Source organism: Methanococcus vannielii SB, from assembly GCF_000017165.1.
Lineage (GTDB): Archaea > AGJL01 > Methanococci > Methanococcales > Methanococcaceae > Methanococcus > Methanococcus vannielii.
The window spans coordinates 302,563-320,185 of the sequence record NC_009634.1 but is presented as its reverse complement, the minus strand read 5'-3'; the positions used below and the strand labels follow the sequence as shown (position 1 = coordinate 320,185).

Here is a 17,623-nt window from a genome sequence, read left to right as displayed (position 1 = left end):
TGGTGGTTTACGCACATAATTAAACGGAAAAAAGAGTCGCTCACACCGTACCAAGTACGGTGGTGATTGTATAGTCTACTGGAACCTTCCCTCTGACACCCTCATGACTACACCATTACTAACATTTTGAGGAAAGTGTTAGGTTACCTTAACACCCCTCAAGTACTAGTAATATCAAGTAGTATGACTAGAAGCGGACCCGGCGAGACTAACGGTTAAAACCATAGATATGCAATCATAAGTGAAAACGGTAGACGAACTCAAGGTTACGGTCAGTTTGGTCAGATTCATTCTGTAAACTAACACACTAGTAAGTGAAATGTTGTGTTAGTAACGCCGGGAATTGGGTGATATCGTACATATGGGCAAAATACCAGTTATCGCTTTACCGAAACACTAACTGGAAGTAAGCAAGTCATTTTATACGATTTAACGTATAAGATTAGACTATAAATGTTTAATTATTATTTTATAGTATTATATATATTATTATAGGCGCGGAGCGCCCCAATACGAGTGTAGCGAGCTTGTGAGTCCCACGAACAGCGAGCGGCGAAGCAACGAGTACATGAGTTAGATTATGAAGCATAAAGCGAAAGCGAATGCGTAGTAAGACTAACTCATGGTGATATGGTTACAAAAACGTTTTTGCTGTGATTAACAACAAATAGCCGAAGGCTTAACTGTTGAATGACAAGTTGTGATAACTACGGGGTCTACTGAAGTATCGCTAGTGGATGATATGTAAGAACAGGTATTTAGTTATCAGATTAATCGATAAACTACGATGTTGACATTACTTAGTAAATACCATTTAAGTAACGATTACTTCGGTTATCACGTCATTGTTTAGCTTAACTGTCAATTATCGAATATATTTACCAATAAACATTCCGTATTGTACTGTTAGTTAAACGGTAAGTGGTGTAATGAACATTGTATCTACAAGTTAATACTAAGTTAGGAATTACGAAAGTTATGTGTTTTATCGAAGATATATCGCCGGTTAAACGCGAATTGTGAGTAACAGCGAACAATAAGCGTTAATAAACCGTAGTAGGTAAACTATCATGTAAAAATGACGATAAGTTAAGTTGTACGTTTAACGGATTATGTGGGTTTAATCGGTTTGACTTAACTGACCTGTAACTTAAAATACCATAAGAGCGATTTGTGAGCGTTAATCTATAAACGTTAATAGCGAAATGCCAATGTAAATTGTTAAACAAACCACTTGTTACATTAACATTGTTGAAATGATCACAATATCCGTAATTGCCACACCGGTAATGAATATATCGATGAAATTTACGGTTTTAAGTAAACGGTGACTAATTAATAACATTTTACTGTAATTAACAGCGAATAGCCGAAGGCTTAATTGTTACTGCAGTAGTAACCTATCATTGTACTCGATTGTAGCGATACGAGTTGGATAAGTTGATTACAAAACATTGATAAAAGCGATTTATGAGCTATAGCGAACAATAATCGTTAACTAAGAATATTAACTGATAAATTTTGTTGAATAACTGAAAGTAACACCTCAGCTGCCACAATAACTGAAAAACTAACATTGATTGGTGATTATGGATCATTGAGTGTTAATTTAACATTTTATGGTGTATGCCGACTGAATAGCGTAATGTTACAGTTGTGTTGAACCCATTTAAAAGCAAATCGGTTACATCTAATGATTTACCCCATCGTGAAGTTTAAACTTACTCAATTTCCGTTTTAACGAATTTTTCGCCAGTTTAACAACCATACTGTAATAATAGCGTAGTAAATTACCCGACATGCTGAATAAAAGTTATATGTGAGGGGATTAAATAGTCGTTTAGAGTATTGTCATTGCTACTAATTTAAAATTACGAGGGAAGAGATATGGCCGATGACGGTTGTTGTAAATGTAAAACATGTGTAAATTACTCAAAAGACAGAACGGTCCCTAAACAATACACATGGTATGTAATTTGGACGATGGTAGCTGGTTTACTACTCTGCGTGCCAAATTTAAGCGTTATGGGGCTTGGTATAGGAACATACATCGCTGCGTTCATGTATTTGCATCAATCAACGAAATGGTAACGTAGGTGCACATTTATGTCTATGCTTGAATACACATGTATGTTAGTATGTACACACATGTTATACATGCTCTATTGGGTGTTAATCTTGTTCACGTGTATTAGAATGATATACGCTTGGGACTTTGACCAGCATCATCGACGGTGATTGATAAGGTATATATACTAGGGGCATACCTTTATATACTATACAATAATGTACACAAAAACACAGATGGACGTGCGAGACACGAGAATGTGGTACATTATAACGCCTTATCAAACGGAAACCACTCACATTGTGCCTTGTTGTACAATGGTGCGAGTTATAGTTGCCTGAACATACCTCAGTTACCCTCACGAAACATCAGTGTAATCTTAGAGATAACCAGATAGTTATCGTGAAGAAAAGCGGACCCACGAGTTTAAACGGTTCAATCAGGAATTATAAACGCATACGTGTAACGCGGTAGACGTGCTTGAGGTTACGGTCATTTCGAACTGTCGATTTGTAAGTCACACCACTAGTAGTGAAATGTTGTGTGATTAAGCCGGGAATCAAGTGATATCGTACACATGAGTAAAACACTGGTTATCACTGTACCGTTACGCTAACCAGACGTAAGCTACTAGTTTTATGTGAAAAGCACATAAGATTAGACTATATTTTTTTCAATATATATAATAATTATAGCGCGCAGCGCCCAATGACGAGTGAATGAGTCGGAAACGAAGTTGACGACGAAATGTAAATACTCGTCCTTTAAATATCATTTTATTCGAAGGGGATAAGCCCCTACCGTGTTTAGCACACAGCCGACACAGTTGGCTGAACACTATGGACGAATTACTTTTTTGATAAATTTGAGTTGGCACGTTAAACATGCATTAATACCTCATGTGATAGTTATGTTGTTAGATCGGCATTACCATACAGCTAATTAAACATTCATGAGTTACAGATTGTTTTTTTACAGATATACCGATAGAAGTGAGCCGTATGTGGAAAAACACCGGGACTATGGAAAAATCGTAACTATCGTTTCAGTTAACATTTTAGTTGATTCGCTAAATCCTACTCGAAGAATAGTGAAACATTGTTTTGATATCTATTGTCTAAATGCGTTAAGTCATCGTACAGTGGTGCATTTATTTCTAAAACTGCCCTACGTGTATTCCATTCATAATATCTTAATTCATACGGGTTCGTTAATGTTTTTAACTACGGTTTAGCCCACTATTCCGTAAGTTTGAAGAACCATATACATTTCGTCACACCAGTATAACCCATACTAAAATACCCATATTATTTTTCAGTGGCCATGCAAGAATACGACTCATCCTGAAGAGTATTACAAAATATACATGCAGCTACGAAACGGATTCGAATGATTTTTGATCTAACGTGGTTCGTGAACATTTTTGCCTACAGTTTAGATCATCAATACCAAATGTTGTAACCCTGGACAGGAACGTTATAGTACCGTCAGTCTGTTCAGACAAACCCGCTAAAACTAAACATGAAAAAAGTAAGCATCGATACTGAGTTATTATGGTAGATACAATTGCTGCGTTATAAAATCAAACTTGTCTGATGATTCTACAATGTTTTTCAACATCTTTTCGTATTTCGGCTCAATATTTCGCTTTAGATTTAATTCTACCGATGCGATGTCCATACATGTTCGCCTTACAAAATTATTCCCGATAACATTTATGTGATATCGGTCACCTTTAAAGTTGTAATCTTCAGCATCGTATAGCGCACCCGCTAACCAATACATAGTCGTTAAATTGTGTGCATTCAATTCTTCGAAATATTTGGCACCAACCGAACGGTAGTTAGAATTTACCTGTTTTCGAATTTCTGAGTATTTCATTCCACATAATCCTTTATGGGACAGCGAAGTTGCTACGATTGATGGCATAGTTAATTTAGTTGTTATTTTCATGGTTTCACCATTTATGGGGTTGTTTAAGCATTGTTTTGTTATTTGGTCACTTCGGATGACTCATTGGTATATAGTCACCGTTAGACCCCCGTAGTTACTTATTTGATACTTTTTGGTATCATCACACCAGTCACTCACTAGTATGGCGTCTGTTCAACAGCTTTTACACTATTCACGTTATTTTTTAAATATCACAAGCGATATCGTCACTAATTTAGAAATATCCTGATTAGTATTCAATAATCACATTATCACCCACTGCTATCGTTATTCATCATATGAAATCCGTAAAAATGACATTGTTAGGATATATGTCGTAGTTACATCGACTAAATAGTGAACATAAATTCAACATCATATAACCACCTGATCGGTCACGCTTGAGCTCCATTGTATGCTATACTCGTAGCTACGAAACGGATTTGTTCACTTTTGAATCCAGGGGGTTTCGTGAACATTTTCGTCTACAGTTTAGATCACTATTTTGGAGTATTGTAAACTCATCGTTGCAACCCATATTGATTAATCCGCTGGTGATACATCGACCAAGGTATGAATCTAATTTCACACGGATTTGATTGTGGATATCGTTCACTACCGAGGCTCTTTCACACATTATACTTCACCACGTGAACGCTAGCATTCACTTTTGAATCTAACCGGTTTCACAAACATTTTCGTCTACAGTTTAGATCACTATTGGTAAGTATTGGAAAAACGAGTTAAACCACAAGATATCATAAATTGGCTATTATGTAGTTTAGCTACCTGCGTTACAGGGCATATGGCTTTTACGGATTCCATATTATCTTAGCTCTCCACATTATCATATTTTCAATTACACACACATTCCACACAGGTTAATGGAGATACCGTTAGTATCACATGACATGGAATCTTAGTGTACATCACGATAACCTCATTAAACAGGTGTTTTTTAGAATTACAGGTAAACTCCGTATATCATAATATTTTCGTTACTCCCCCTTTTCAGGCGTTACCATCATGTTACTACTATTGGGTAACAGTATATTGTGGATTTTTTGCAAAAAAACAGGTAATAACTACTCCGATATCTGACCAATATTGCACACCGTGGGGGTACACATTATAATTATTCAGAAAAGTTTTCACGATGGAAAGCTTGTGTGATATTTATATAGTACGCGATTCAGTGATATTTTCGGAAATAAACACGACAAATATACTAAAAACTGATGAACGGGGCATTTAATGGTCGACAAAACTACGGCGCTTATGGAAACAACGAAAGAAGAAATTATCAGGTCAGTTCAAACATTTCGGAAGTTAAAGAACGATAATTGTGGGAAATCAACTGCAAGTGATACAATCATTTACGTTCTCGATAATTATCAAGATGTAAATTTTACCGTTGATGGGCTAAAACAACTTCTAATCGGTGCGAAAATGAACCGCAGTACCGTTAGTAAGTACATTGGAAAACTAATGGATACAAACATAATTTACGAAGATCCATTTGGCTATTTACGTAAGTCCGGAACCAGTATATCTGACATTTCGAAAAAACTGTTAGATAACCACATTAAACAGATGACAAACGGTAAACCCGTGATCGTTGATTTTCAAAAGGAATATGGTGCGGACACATTTCTGTTAGATAAACTTGATAGCAACCCCAATGACGTTTTTAGAATGTTTTCGGAAGCATATGCTGAAGCTTACACGCCATTAGCTAAAGATAACGTGGCATATTACAATGTTGCAATCAAAAACCTACCAAATAAGTACCGATGTAAAATTGGGAACTTAAATTCAACTTCGATCGGTAAAATTGTCGAATTTGAGGGTATCGTATTGTCAGCGTCAGTAAATAAAGTCATGGTGAAAAAAGCAGTATATTCATGCGCTTGTGGTAAAAAAGAAGAATATGCACTAGATAATGTATTTGAAAAGGATGTTTCTGACAAAGTAAAATGTAACTGCGGAAAATACATGGTTTTTGATGAAAATAACTCTAAATATGTAGATATACAGGAACTAACGTTACAGCAACCAGTAGAATCGACGGATAACCCACAAGAACCACCAAACGATATTACGGTATTTTTTGAGACCACTTCCAAAATATGGAACGGTAAGGTAAACGTTATTGGAATTCCGTTCAAAAAGAAACAGAAAAACGCTCCAGTATACGATATTTACATTTACGCTAAACACGTCGTTTCAGAAGAAAATGCTTCAAAACGCCCTTTAGATGAAACCAAAATAGCCCATATGAAGCATATCGTGGAGTACTGTAACAATAATAACATCGATTTACTCGATAAGCTCTCTGAATTACTTATTCCAACAATCCACGGTTACGAAATCATACGAAAAGCGATATTACTTCAACAAATCAAAGGATCTGTTGGTTTAAACCGTAATAATATCCACATACTGCTGGTTTCAGATCCCGGATTAGGTAAATCGGAAATCCTTCGTAGAGTTTCAAAATTTCCGAAAAACACGTATGGCTCACTTGCTGGAACTTCGGGTGTCGGATTAACGGCTTCTATAGACTATGTAAAAAGTTTGATTGGTGATAGTGGCCGGGTATCTAAACCAGGTTTACTGGTCGCTAAAAATGGTGGAACCGTATCCTTAGATGAAGTAACCGTAAACGACATGTCAATTCACCTTTTAGAGGCAATGGAATCGCAGACCATACACATTGCAAAGGCAGGTGCAACTTTATGTTTTCCTGCTGAAGTTGCAATTCTTGCTGCGTGTAACCCCAAAAGCGGTCGACAGGATAAATCCAAATGGTTAATTGAACAGATTGAGTTAAGTGAACCGGTTATTGATCGATTCGACCTGATATTCGACATGAATCCTGAGAATAACCGCGAATCAGATGAAGAAATAGCTCAAAAAATCATTAAAAATTATAACTACGTTTCACCAATGGTCAATGGCGATACTGCCGTAACTACCCGTGTAGGCGAATATATTCTCGACTACTCATTTTTGATGGATTTTATCGAATATACTAGGGCTTTGAACGTTAAAATTCCCGAATCAGTTGAAAATTAATAGTTGACTATTATGTTCGAAGTACTGAATACCGTAAAAGACTAAACCCAAGGTTGGTTGAAAATAAGACGTCGGCCCGGTTGGTTGAAACGTTGATCAGGCTTTCAACCGCATTTGCGAAAGCTAGGTTGGATAAAGAAGTTACGGAACAAGATTTTAGAGATGCACATGCCATGTATGTATTAAATATCAAAAGTGATGCTGAACCATTGAAAAATTTATATGCCTCCAACTCATTGTTTGGGTTTTAACTCACCCTAAGTTATCACTTAGTCGAGATGCTAACGCAACCCGTAGCGAGACGCCTGTAAATCCCAAATGTGTCTACCTGATGCGCATTTGCTCGATTTTGAATCTTCAGGTATTCATGTATCGTTTAGTCCCGCTAGATACGCCACCGGGGGAACATGTTGTAAATTTAGTAAACAATACATTGGATATTGAGTAATTAGTTCGCAAGGTGCTAATCAAATCGTATGGGTAAATAGGATACTTGGTAACTACTAAATCACCCCGTACTGGAGCTCCCTTGCACATTATACTCGTAGCTCCGAAACGCTAATGTTAACTTTTGAATTTAGCATAGTTCGTGAACATTTTCGTCTACCGTTTACACCATCATTTCGAAAATGTTAAGTTGGGGTAACAACAAAATGTTTTGGTAGATAATATCGAGGGCGGTGGTTATTCTGACAAATTACTTCATGTGTATCACAAACGAAGAAAACTGGAACGTCGTGAAGGACAAAAAAGTCTGGGGCGTTTCTGAAATGTACAAAAACACGATCGCGAAGGTTGAAAAGGGCGATATGTTACTGATTTACGAAATGGGTATAACTGGAAAAGAACCAAAGCCACAATACATTCGTGGACTTTATGAAGTCACTTCAGACGTTAATCGTGATGGAAAAAAGATATTTGGAACACACCCGAATAGGCCAAACGAAACGTACCCGCTCAGAGTTAAATTAAAAGAGATTGAAGTGTTCAAGTCACCAATTCTATTTAAGCCACTAGTTGGTGATCTCGAATTCATAAAAAACAAAAAACAGTGGTCAGGTTCACTCAGACGTGCGATGGTTCCGTTAAGCGAAAAAGACTTCAACACTATTCGAAACGGTAAATAACACATTTTACTTATTCTTCCTGATTAAACATAAGTTCTTCAGGCTGTTTTGCGCATAACATTTCATGTTCATGTAGTTCAAGCTGAGATAATATATACAATATAAAATCATATTCTTTTTCCTCGAATGCTTTGTTCAATTTACGTTCTATTCGTAATCTGAGCGTATTCTCCAAAGTTTGGCTGTCATCATAGCAATAACTTAACATAATCTCACCTCCGTTCGTCCGTAATTGAACCAAATTGCAGCTAGTATATATACTTCATCGGTGTGTTAGAATATATGGATTATCAGCAGTGAGCCTGACTGATGAAAACAGTGTAGAATATACCGTAAATTGGCAAAAAAAGTAGTAATGTTGTTAAAAGTATTCCGTTGATTTGTCAGAATCTGTATCATTGCTTAACTTATCGATTCTTAAACTTACGGTACACCTGTCGAGCCATCTCCTGTTGTATCGTGTTATAAAACTCCTTATTTTCGAATATTTTTTTGAACGCTTTCGTTTGCTCTAAAAAGCAACTTCTCGCAACTTCATCAAACACCTTTGGGAAGAAACTGTCGTTAAATATCTCAAACGAATCTTCAGCATATTTCGCAATTCTTTCGCCGTCGTTATTCACAATTCGACCATATATCGTTTCGATAATGACTTTGTCGCCATCCGTGAATATGCCGTTGAATCGGTCGTTAATACTTTGAATTATCACTTCAAGCAGTTCATCCTTACCTTCTTTTGGTTTCTCAACATCGATTGATTTCGGGTTTTCAAGTATCACCGTGTCCGGTGTTTCGAGTGCAATGTTACCCTCAAACGTTTTATCTAGCTTGTAATATTCAAGCTTGATCTTATCATCAAGATCAACTCGTTCTGAACTGTTACTTGGTAACGATTTATTTAGGAAGTATAGAAAATCGTATTCCATCTGTAAATCCCGATCAAACATCCTCGTGATTTGCGTGATGTACGAATACCACTTAACAAAGTTTCTAACGGATCTCTTGAATTTGAACTGGTCTTCGTCACTTAGTTCGAGATAATAATCCTGTATCGGTCTGAAAAGACTTGTGAGTTTACCAAGATCGGTGTCCGTTTGTTTGCCGGATTTATAGTGTATTTTTATAAATTTCTCAACATCGCTATCGCCGTATACGTTAAATTTTCGAAGTAACACTTTGGTATCGTAAATTAAATTGACGTTGATTTCTTCATCTAGCGCTGTTTCCTTGTAGTATGGTGCAAATGCAGCTTGAATATCGATAGTTTCGTTTGCGAAGTCAAGGATAAACGTGTCATTTTTACCTTTCGCGGTTCGGTTAAGTCTTGAAAGTGTCTGAACAGCTTTTACACCACTAAGTTTCTTATCAACAAACATTGTGTGGAGTAAAGGTTCATCAAAGCCAGTTTGGTACTTTTCGGCAACGATTAACATGTTAAATTCGTCACCATGAAATACTTCGGGGAGCTGCTTTTCGCTAATTTTGTTACCTGCTTTAGTCTTATTCATTCCACTTTCCGTATATTCTGTACCATCAGTATCAGTTACAGTTCCAGAAAACGCGATAAGGACATCGAGATCGTTGTAGCCCTTATGCTTAATATATCTCTTAAATTCGTTGTAGTACCTAACAGCGTGAAGCCTTGAAGGTGTTACAATCATTGCTTTGGCCTGACCGTTAATTTTCTTTGAAGTAACTTCACGAAACTGCTCAACCATCACTGCAGTTTTTTGCTGCAAGTTATACGGATGTAGTGATTCATATCTAGCGATTGCTTTTCTCGCTTCACTTTCGGGTAATTCCGGGTTATCGGGTGTGGATTTAGCAATCTTGTAACATGTTTTATAAGTCATGTAGTTTTTGAGCACATCAAGTATAAATCCTTCTTCAATTGCCTGTTTCATCGAATAAATGTGGAACGGATGGAATGTCCCGTCAGTGTAACGCTTACCAAACATTTCTAACGTTTTTTGTTTTGGTGTTGCAGTAAATGCGAAGAATGAAAGGTTTTTATGCCTACCGTGTGACGTTAACTCTTTTACAAGCTTATCCTCAAAGTCATCAGTTGAGTTTTCCACATCGCCTTCGATTTTTGCATATTCTTCAAGCGCGTCTTTGTTGTCTGCAAGTGCAATTTTAAGTTTCTGTGCACTTCTTCCAGTCTGGCTCGAGTGAGCTTCGTCGATAATCACTGCAAATCGCTTGCCGTGGTTACTTTCAACTTCTTCGTATATCACAGGGAACTTTTGAAGTGTTGTTACGATAATCTTTTTACCGCTGTTTATCGCATCTTTTAAGTCCTTTGATGTCTTTTTGTCATCGATAGTTTCGATTAACCCAAATTTGTGATCAAAACTTGATATGGTATCCTGTAACTGGTTGTCGAGTACCTTCCTATCAGTTACTACGATAACGGATGTGAAAATGTTTTTGTCAGCTTCATCGTGAAGGCTTGCAAGTCGGTATGCAATCCAGCCAATACTGTTACTTTTACCGGAACCTGCCGAATGTTGAATTAAGTAGCTGTTACCTGATCCATTCTTTTTAACGTCATCAACAAGCTTTGTTACAACGTCAAGCTGGTGATATCTTGGGAAAATTAACTTGGTACTCGTTTTCTTTACTTCCTTACCGTTTTTCGTTATCTTTGTTTCTTCAACTCTTACGTTTAAGAATCGCTGGATGATGTTCATTAACGAATCTTTAGTGAGTACGGATTCCCATAGATACGATGTAGTGTATCCGTTAGTGTTTTCAGGGTTACCGGCACCACCGACATTTCCAGCACCGCCTGAACCTTGGTTAAATGGTAAAAATGTCGTATCCTTTCCAGAAAGCTTCGTTGCCATTGAAACTTCGAAGAGGTCCGCTGTAAAGTACACTAAAAATCGCTTGTTAAAGTGAAAGCACAGTTCTTTTGGATTTCGGTCGTAAATATATTGTTTCTTACCATTTTCGATTGATTGACCGGTGATCTGGTTTTTGAGTTCAATTGCAACGATAGGAATACCATTAAGTGACAATACCATGTCGATCGTGTTTCGGTTTTCCGTTGAGTATGCAAACTGTCGTGTAACGGTTAGGATGTTATTTTCATACCTACTTACAAGTTCAGCGTTTAAGTTGGATTCCGGTTTGAATGCACAAACTTTGAGCTTAGCACCACGGTCACTGATTCCATTTCTTAGAACATGTAAAAGTCCGTGCGTGTTAACTTCCTCGTTGAATCGTTTGAGTAGTTTTTGTTCTGAATCGATTCCGTAGTTTCGCTCGTATTTAGCCCACTCTTTTTCCTGTGTTGATTTGATAAACGATACAAGTTTTGGTAAGTCAATTGCATTTTCTGCATCATACGTTGACATGTCACCTTTGGCGTATCCACCATAATTTAACATGTAGCTTTCGATATCCTGTTCAAACCGCTTTTCTTTATAATCCACACCTAACGCCCCACTCGTTTAGTTGATTTCTTTTTTACCCGTAACTACTTCGTAAATTAGTGATTTCTTGTATGATTCAAGTTCCGTTATTAGTCGTTGTTTTTTGTCGATAAGTTGATCGATATCTGCAATTTTCTGTTTTAAATAATCGATGATTTGTTTTTGTTCTTCTAACGGTGGATTTACTACGTAAATATTTTTAAATTGTGCAGGGTAGGTTCTCCATCTCATCATCATAATGCCCCTGCCAAATTTGTAGCAATCATCTTTAAATTTAGTAAATCTAAAGTACCACTCATAAAATTCAGTTAGTGCTTCAGCATTTTCATGAAATCGATAAACGTCATAATCTGGACTGGTTACTCCTTCATAATCTGAAAAAGCAATGGCCCCCATCCATGCAAGGAGTTTATTGACAATAAGGTCGCCACGTTTAACTATTTTATAATTTATAACCGTAACTGCTTTATTGCCTTTTTCTTCCATTTCGGAACGAGGTGCTACCCCTAAAGCAGTAAATAATGATAATAATACTGCATTTTCATCCACGTTTCGTTCATTGATTTCGTATAATAATGATTTAATTTTAACCATATCCCAGTGTTCAGGAATATCGCCGATCCACTCAACGCCGCTATCTTTCATCATTACGGTTGGATCTAGCCCTTTAGTCACGGTTTCCGTCATAATTGACTGTTTGTACTTTTTATACTCCTCGATTGACGATTTGGTTTTTTCGATAATACTGTCGATTTGTCCGACTTTATCGTCGAGGTACTGTGCAATTTGTTGTTGTTCTTCAATTTTAGAGACGATAACGGGGAATTCTTTAAGCCACGGTAAACGCAATGATTCAACTGTTGTTTTTGCGTTATATTTACCCAGTTCGCGAATAAGGTTGGAAGATATGTAATAATAGAAATATCTTCCAATAACGCTTCTGAAATCACTGAATTTATAAACTCGCTGATGATAATCAAATTTTCCGTCAATATAATGGAAAATTTTTCCTACATCCCCATCTCCGGCCGTTAAAACTGCCTCCCCATCAAAAGAATACGTGTTAATTCGTTCAACATTTTTTGAACGGATAAAAAATGGATAATCTCCACCATCCACTCGATTAATCGTATCTTGATTCCCTGTTGAAATATCACACAAATGTTTTGTCTTTATCACATTCCAATCCGCAGGGATATCGCCGATCCACTCAATGCCGCTATCTTTCATCGCGCGAGCCATGTTATTCACCGTCTTTACCAAATAGCGACTTCAAACTACCTGTTAATTCAGCTTCGATTACACAAATCCTTTCAGCTATCGCGTCAGACTTTTCCGGTGCAACGTACTTGTAAAAGTGTCTTGTAAACGGTATTTCGTAGCCGATTACAGTTTTACTTTCATCGACCCATGCGTCGGGGTTATAGGGTAAAACTTCACGTTCAAAGTAATTCTTGATATTATCGGTTAACGGTACGTTTTCAGTATCCCGCTTTGACGTATCTGGTGCGGGTTTACCTTTCTTCATTACAATTTTACCTTTTTCATCAAGTAATGGTGACTCAATAGTGATTTTGTAGAATCCGAAATCCTCGTTATTGAATACCTTCGATTCGACTGATTTGTCACCGTAATCGTAGAATTTGTCGGTAAATTCGCCATAAGCCTGAACAATAGCCGCACGACAGTCTTCAGATAAGTCTACTCGCTTGTTACCGATAGATTTACGTCTCTTTTCATACATATTTGATGCATCAATTAACTGTACTTTTCCTTTTCTTTCATCGGATTTATTTTTCGAAATAAGCCACACGTACGTTGTAATTCCTGTGTTGTAAAACAAATCGTTAGGTAACTGAACAATTGCATCTAACCAGTCGTTTTCGATAATGTACTTTCTAATTTCGGATGGGCCTGAACCTGCATCACCCGTAAATAGTGGTGAACCATTATGAATAATTGCCATTCTACCAGTGTCTTTAAGCTTACTGATACCATTTAGCGTAAATAACATCTGTCCGTCAGATATTTTTGGTAAACCTACACCAAATCTTCCATTATCGCCGCTTTTATGTTCCTTTTCGACAGCGTTCTTTTGTGGTTTCCACTCAACACCAAATGGCGGATTTGAAATACAGTAGTCAAACTTGTAGCCTTTAAACTGGTCGTTTGTAAGCGTATCGCCAAAACGCATGTTATCAGCAATTCCACCGCGAATTATCATGTCTGCTTTTGCAATCGCAAATGTTTCGGGGTTAAACTCTTGACCAAACACGTTAACTTCAACTTCACTATCGAGCTGTAAAATCCGTTCAGTTAGACAGGTTAACATCTGTGATGTACCCATTGCCATGTCGTAACAGTCTATTTTTCCCCTTGTTAATGCTGCATCTTCTTCAGTAACGAGTAAATCGGTCATAAGGTAAATTATATCTCGCGCCGTAAAGTGAGCTCCAGCTTCTTCGTTGTAGGACTCTGAAAACTTTCGTATGAGTTCTTCGAAAATGTAACCCATGTCAGCGGTTGATATCGCATCAGGGCCCATGTATGAATTTGGCTTGTTAAATTCTTGTATAACGTAAAATAACTTGTCGTCTTCAGCTGTACTTCCAACGAGGTCTGAAATAATGTGTTCGAATTTGAAGTTCTTCAAAATGTCTTGAATGTTTTCGGAAAAACCGGCCATGAACGTTCTGAAGTTTTCTTCGATGTGATCCGGGTCGTTTAACAAAGTCTCAAACGTGAACGGACTCGTGTTATAAAATGGATAACCGGAAGCATCCCTAAAAAAGCCGTCGTTAACTTCTAAGCTACCGTATTCCTTGTAAGCTTCGAGTACTTTCTCTTTCGTCGGCAATAGTGTGTCATTGAGTCTCTTTAACACAGTCATTGGTAAAATTACCTTACCGTATTCGTGTGGTTTGAATGTTCCTCGAATAATATCAGCAATGTTCCAGATCATGTTTGCTTTTTCTGAAACATTGACGTTGGTTTTGTGATAGAGTGCACTCATCGTTTCCCTCGGTCGATACAAGCATATTAGTTGTAAATTTGTCTTATCAAGGTTAAGTTATCAAATATTCCACAATTGAACGTTTCGTGGTTCCAGCGTGGTTATTCCGTGTAATGTGTTATAAAAAATACCTATTACGTTATATTAGCGCACGGTTAAAAACGTTCCGGTTTAAACGGGATAATAACTAGTCTAAAATCAACATTGGCTGTTAATTGAGCTTAATTCCATATACTAAATCCAACTGTAAGGTTTCCATTTGTAATTTTACGAGCGTATACACATTTATGTGTAGATATGTGCGTAATTGTGTACACATTTACAGTTATATGTACATACATAGTCCAATTTGACTAATGGCACGATTAAACCCAATATGACTTTTTTGAATAATTCCAACAACACTAAAAACGATTTTTTCAGGTGACAACATGACAATCAACAACCCAAAGGAAACTTACCGCATATGAAGGTCAAGTTTTCCGAATAAAACACCAGTTAGGTGAAACTATGGACGATATAGCTAACATGATACTAATTAAGAAAGATTCCGGAAAACATCAACAAGCCGATGTCAAAAAACTTGAAATTGACAATCTCGTTGAAGAATTCAGCGCACAGCGTAGGTTTGACGGAATAAAAGATGCAACAATTGATAACGATAACGATCGAATCAAAGTATTTTTACGATACAGTTACTACACGCTGAATAAAACTCCAGATACCCTAACGGACAAGGATTACTTTGCTTTTTTCACATATCTAAAACGGGAGCGAAACTGTAGCGATAACACAGTCAACAAATACTTCAAACTGCTAAAGGTGTTCTACCGGCTGATGAAGTACAGCAACTTCAACGATTTTGTAACCGAAAGTAAGGAACGTAAACGGTTTTCGCGGTTTGATATCAAGCACTACGATGCAATTGACGAAGATACGCTAAACACGATTTTGAAAAAGCTTCTCGAAGCAAACGGTGACACAAAAATACGGGATGCTACATTTATGCGGCTCTTGTGGGACACCGGTTGTCGGGTATCTGAAGTCTGTAACCTAACGTATTCCGCGTCAGACCTAAACAAAGGGGTGTTTAAGCTTACCAACACGAAAACTAAGCAGGATCGGACAGTTGTGTGTTCAAAAGAAACGTTGAAGCTTTTGAACTACTTCCTGCAGCATGATTCGAAGAACGCACCTGAAGACTACCTGTTCAAATCTGGACGTGGTGCTAAGATGAATAAATACACGTTATCTGCACGGTTTAGGGATATCGTGGTTGAATTAAAGAAAAATGGAACAATTCCAAAGAATCGGTGGCTAGTTATACATTCACTACGTCACGGTCGAGCAGTTGATCTACTCGGAAAAGGTGTTCCGATCGATGTTGTGAAGGAATATCTTGGTCATACTTCCATCGAAACTACTCTTATTTATTCACACTCAACAGACCGAAAAAACAAAATGCTCGACCAGATTTCAAAGATTTTGTAGCGAAGTCCCGTGGTATCGTACCGCACCGGCCGAAAGTGGTCCGGCGCTCCGTAACCGCATCCTTTACCAAGAAAGATGCGATTGGGTTTTCATTCGCACCGGCCAAAATAAGTTTTAGCAAGATTGGACGATAGCCGAGATATAACGTATAATTGGTTTGATCGGTTTTTACGATGATTTACGTCGATTGATAATTCGCAGTATATCGTGAGGTGATACTATCGAAATTTGCCATAATGTAAACAATAACGCCGCCGTAAAAGCGCAGAGGGAGGGATTTGAACCGCCGGTTTTCAGTGGAGAATCGGGTTTTAAGTCATATCAACAGTTAATTAACGATAATCACAGTTAAGCATGTCAATTGCCGTTTTTGTGACGTTGTAGCCATCATGGTTAACTGCGCCGATATGGCAGGTCATACGTTACCGCAACGCTATGAAAAATAGAAAAGTATATATACCCGAATCGCTTAAGTAGATGTGCGAGCAGAGGTGGTTGAGCTTGGCCAAAGGCGCCGGACTTGAAATCCGGTTCTCCACTGGGGAGCGGGGGTTCAAATCCCTCCCTCTGCGTTTTTAATTTTACGTTCGGATTACTGAGCTTTTTTAAGACCGGACAGAAAAGTTTAACTCATTGCTTATTCTGAAGATATTACGAGCGAAGGACTACCTTTTGTCCCTACACGGGGTACCGGACAGGAGATTTGATACCTTTGTAGGAGCCCCAATTGGTCGTATTTAGGGTTTTAGGGTACTGGATTTAACTTTTACCGGACTAAGTTAAAATTTAAAGACTGTTACACTAATTTTTTCCAAAATAAACAGTAATTATTCTAATTTCATAAATTATAAAAATTTTAAGATTTATAAAATATGGATTTTGGTCAATCCTTTAAAATTATTAAAAAACATCTCTTTTTTGAAACCTTTTCAAATTAAAAATTATAAAAACAGGTCATTAATTCAATATAAAAAAAGTAAAAAACAGTTATGAAATTATAGTTATCTTTGATCTAATTTTTTTCGAATGTCTGGTAACATCTTTTTTGTTCTCTCTTTTGCATGTGCATAAATCATCGTAGTTTTTACGTCACTATGGCCTAAAATTTCCTTTACAATTTCAACGGAAGTACCCTCATCCAATCAGGCCTTATTTCTTCAATTACATCTTTAAGTGGGAGGAGAAAGTTTTTAGTAATTTTTTCCCTCTTTTAAGTTCTTCATCAATGTCTTTTGGCGAATCAATGTTTAATGAATTGCAATTCTTTAATTCATCCCTTAGTTCGCACCATGTTTCTTTATCCTTTACTACAAAATCATTATGAAATGACGATGTTGCCATTATTATCACCCTTAAGTTTAATTTAATCAGGGCATATTACGTTAAAAATTAGATATTATCTAATGTTCAAATTTGTTTACAAGAGATAATCTCTCTGTAAGTATATATATTTTTTAGTTTAGTTTGCATTTTA

Annotated in this window: 11 protein-coding genes and 1 tRNA gene; 5 read left to right on the top strand and 7 right to left on the bottom strand. The window is 37.1% G+C overall.

Features of this window, described 5'->3' with window-relative positions:
- Positions 1-3,619: 3,619 nt before the first annotated feature.
- Entirely contained in the window at positions 3,620-4,021 is a 402-nt protein-coding gene (locus MEVAN_RS01380; RefSeq protein ID WP_011972080.1) for a hypothetical protein, read from the bottom strand.
- A gap of 1,233 nt (positions 4,022-5,254) precedes the next feature.
- Between MEVAN_RS01380 and MEVAN_RS01375 the strand changes: the two genes are divergently transcribed.
- The 3 genes from MEVAN_RS01375 (at position 5,255) to MEVAN_RS01370 (ending at position 8,205) form a co-directional block, all read left to right on the top strand.
- Positions 5,255-7,078, top strand: coding sequence for an ATP-binding protein (locus tag MEVAN_RS01375; RefSeq protein WP_011972079.1), 1,824 nt, complete (start codon positions 5,255-5,257; stop codon positions 7,076-7,078).
- Between the two features lie 53 nt (positions 7,079-7,131).
- A complete protein-coding gene (locus tag MEVAN_RS09020) occupies positions 7,132-7,329 on the top strand; it encodes a hypothetical protein (RefSeq protein ID WP_232179326.1) in 198 nt (65 codons plus the stop codon).
- A gap of 453 nt (positions 7,330-7,782) precedes the next feature.
- Positions 7,783-8,205 carry an EVE domain-containing protein gene (locus tag MEVAN_RS01370; RefSeq protein ID WP_011972078.1) on the top strand — a complete coding sequence of 141 codons (423 nt, stop codon included), beginning with the start codon at positions 7,783-7,785 and terminating at the stop codon, positions 8,203-8,205.
- 10 nt (positions 8,206-8,215) lie between these two features.
- On the opposite strand, the gene MEVAN_RS01365 is transcribed toward MEVAN_RS01370, so the two are convergent.
- From MEVAN_RS01365 to MEVAN_RS01350, 4 genes are all read right to left on the bottom strand, one after another.
- Positions 8,216-8,413, bottom strand: a complete 198-nt coding sequence (locus MEVAN_RS01365; RefSeq protein WP_048059119.1) for a hypothetical protein — start codon at positions 8,411-8,413, stop codon at positions 8,216-8,218.
- A 199-nt stretch (positions 8,414-8,612) separates the two neighbouring features.
- Positions 8,613-11,600, bottom strand: a complete 2,988-nt coding sequence (locus MEVAN_RS01360; RefSeq protein WP_048059213.1) for a type I restriction endonuclease subunit R — start codon at positions 11,598-11,600, stop codon at positions 8,613-8,615.
- A 63-nt stretch (positions 11,601-11,663) separates the two neighbouring features.
- Positions 11,664-12,887, bottom strand: a complete 1,224-nt coding sequence (locus tag MEVAN_RS01355; protein WP_011972076.1) for a restriction endonuclease subunit S — start codon at positions 12,885-12,887, stop codon at positions 11,664-11,666.
- A gap of 1 nt (position 12,888) precedes the next feature.
- Entirely contained in the window at positions 12,889-14,658 is a 1,770-nt protein-coding gene (locus MEVAN_RS01350; protein ID WP_011972075.1) for a type I restriction-modification system subunit M, read from the bottom strand.
- Positions 14,659-15,168: 510 nt separating this feature from the next.
- On the opposite strand from MEVAN_RS01350, the gene MEVAN_RS01345 reads away from it, so the two are divergent.
- Together MEVAN_RS01345 and MEVAN_RS01340 are read left to right on the top strand one after the other, a co-directional pair.
- Entirely contained in the window at positions 15,169-16,149 is a 981-nt protein-coding gene (locus tag MEVAN_RS01345; RefSeq protein WP_011972074.1) for a tyrosine-type recombinase/integrase, read from the top strand.
- Positions 16,150-16,634: 485 nt separating this feature from the next.
- Positions 16,635-16,721 (top strand) — tRNA-Ser (locus MEVAN_RS01340).
- Positions 16,722-17,150: 429 nt separating this feature from the next.
- On the opposite strand, the gene MEVAN_RS08880 is transcribed toward MEVAN_RS01340, so the two are convergent.
- Positions 17,151-17,291: a tyrosine-type recombinase/integrase gene (locus MEVAN_RS08880; RefSeq protein ID WP_011972073.1), complete on the bottom strand. Its 141-nt coding sequence runs from the start codon at positions 17,289-17,291 to the stop codon at positions 17,151-17,153.
- 19 nt (positions 17,292-17,310) lie between these two features.
- Positions 17,311-17,490, bottom strand: a complete 180-nt coding sequence (locus MEVAN_RS01335) for a hypothetical protein (RefSeq protein ID WP_048059118.1) — start codon at positions 17,488-17,490, stop codon at positions 17,311-17,313.
- Between the last annotated feature and the right edge of the window lie 133 nt (positions 17,491-17,623).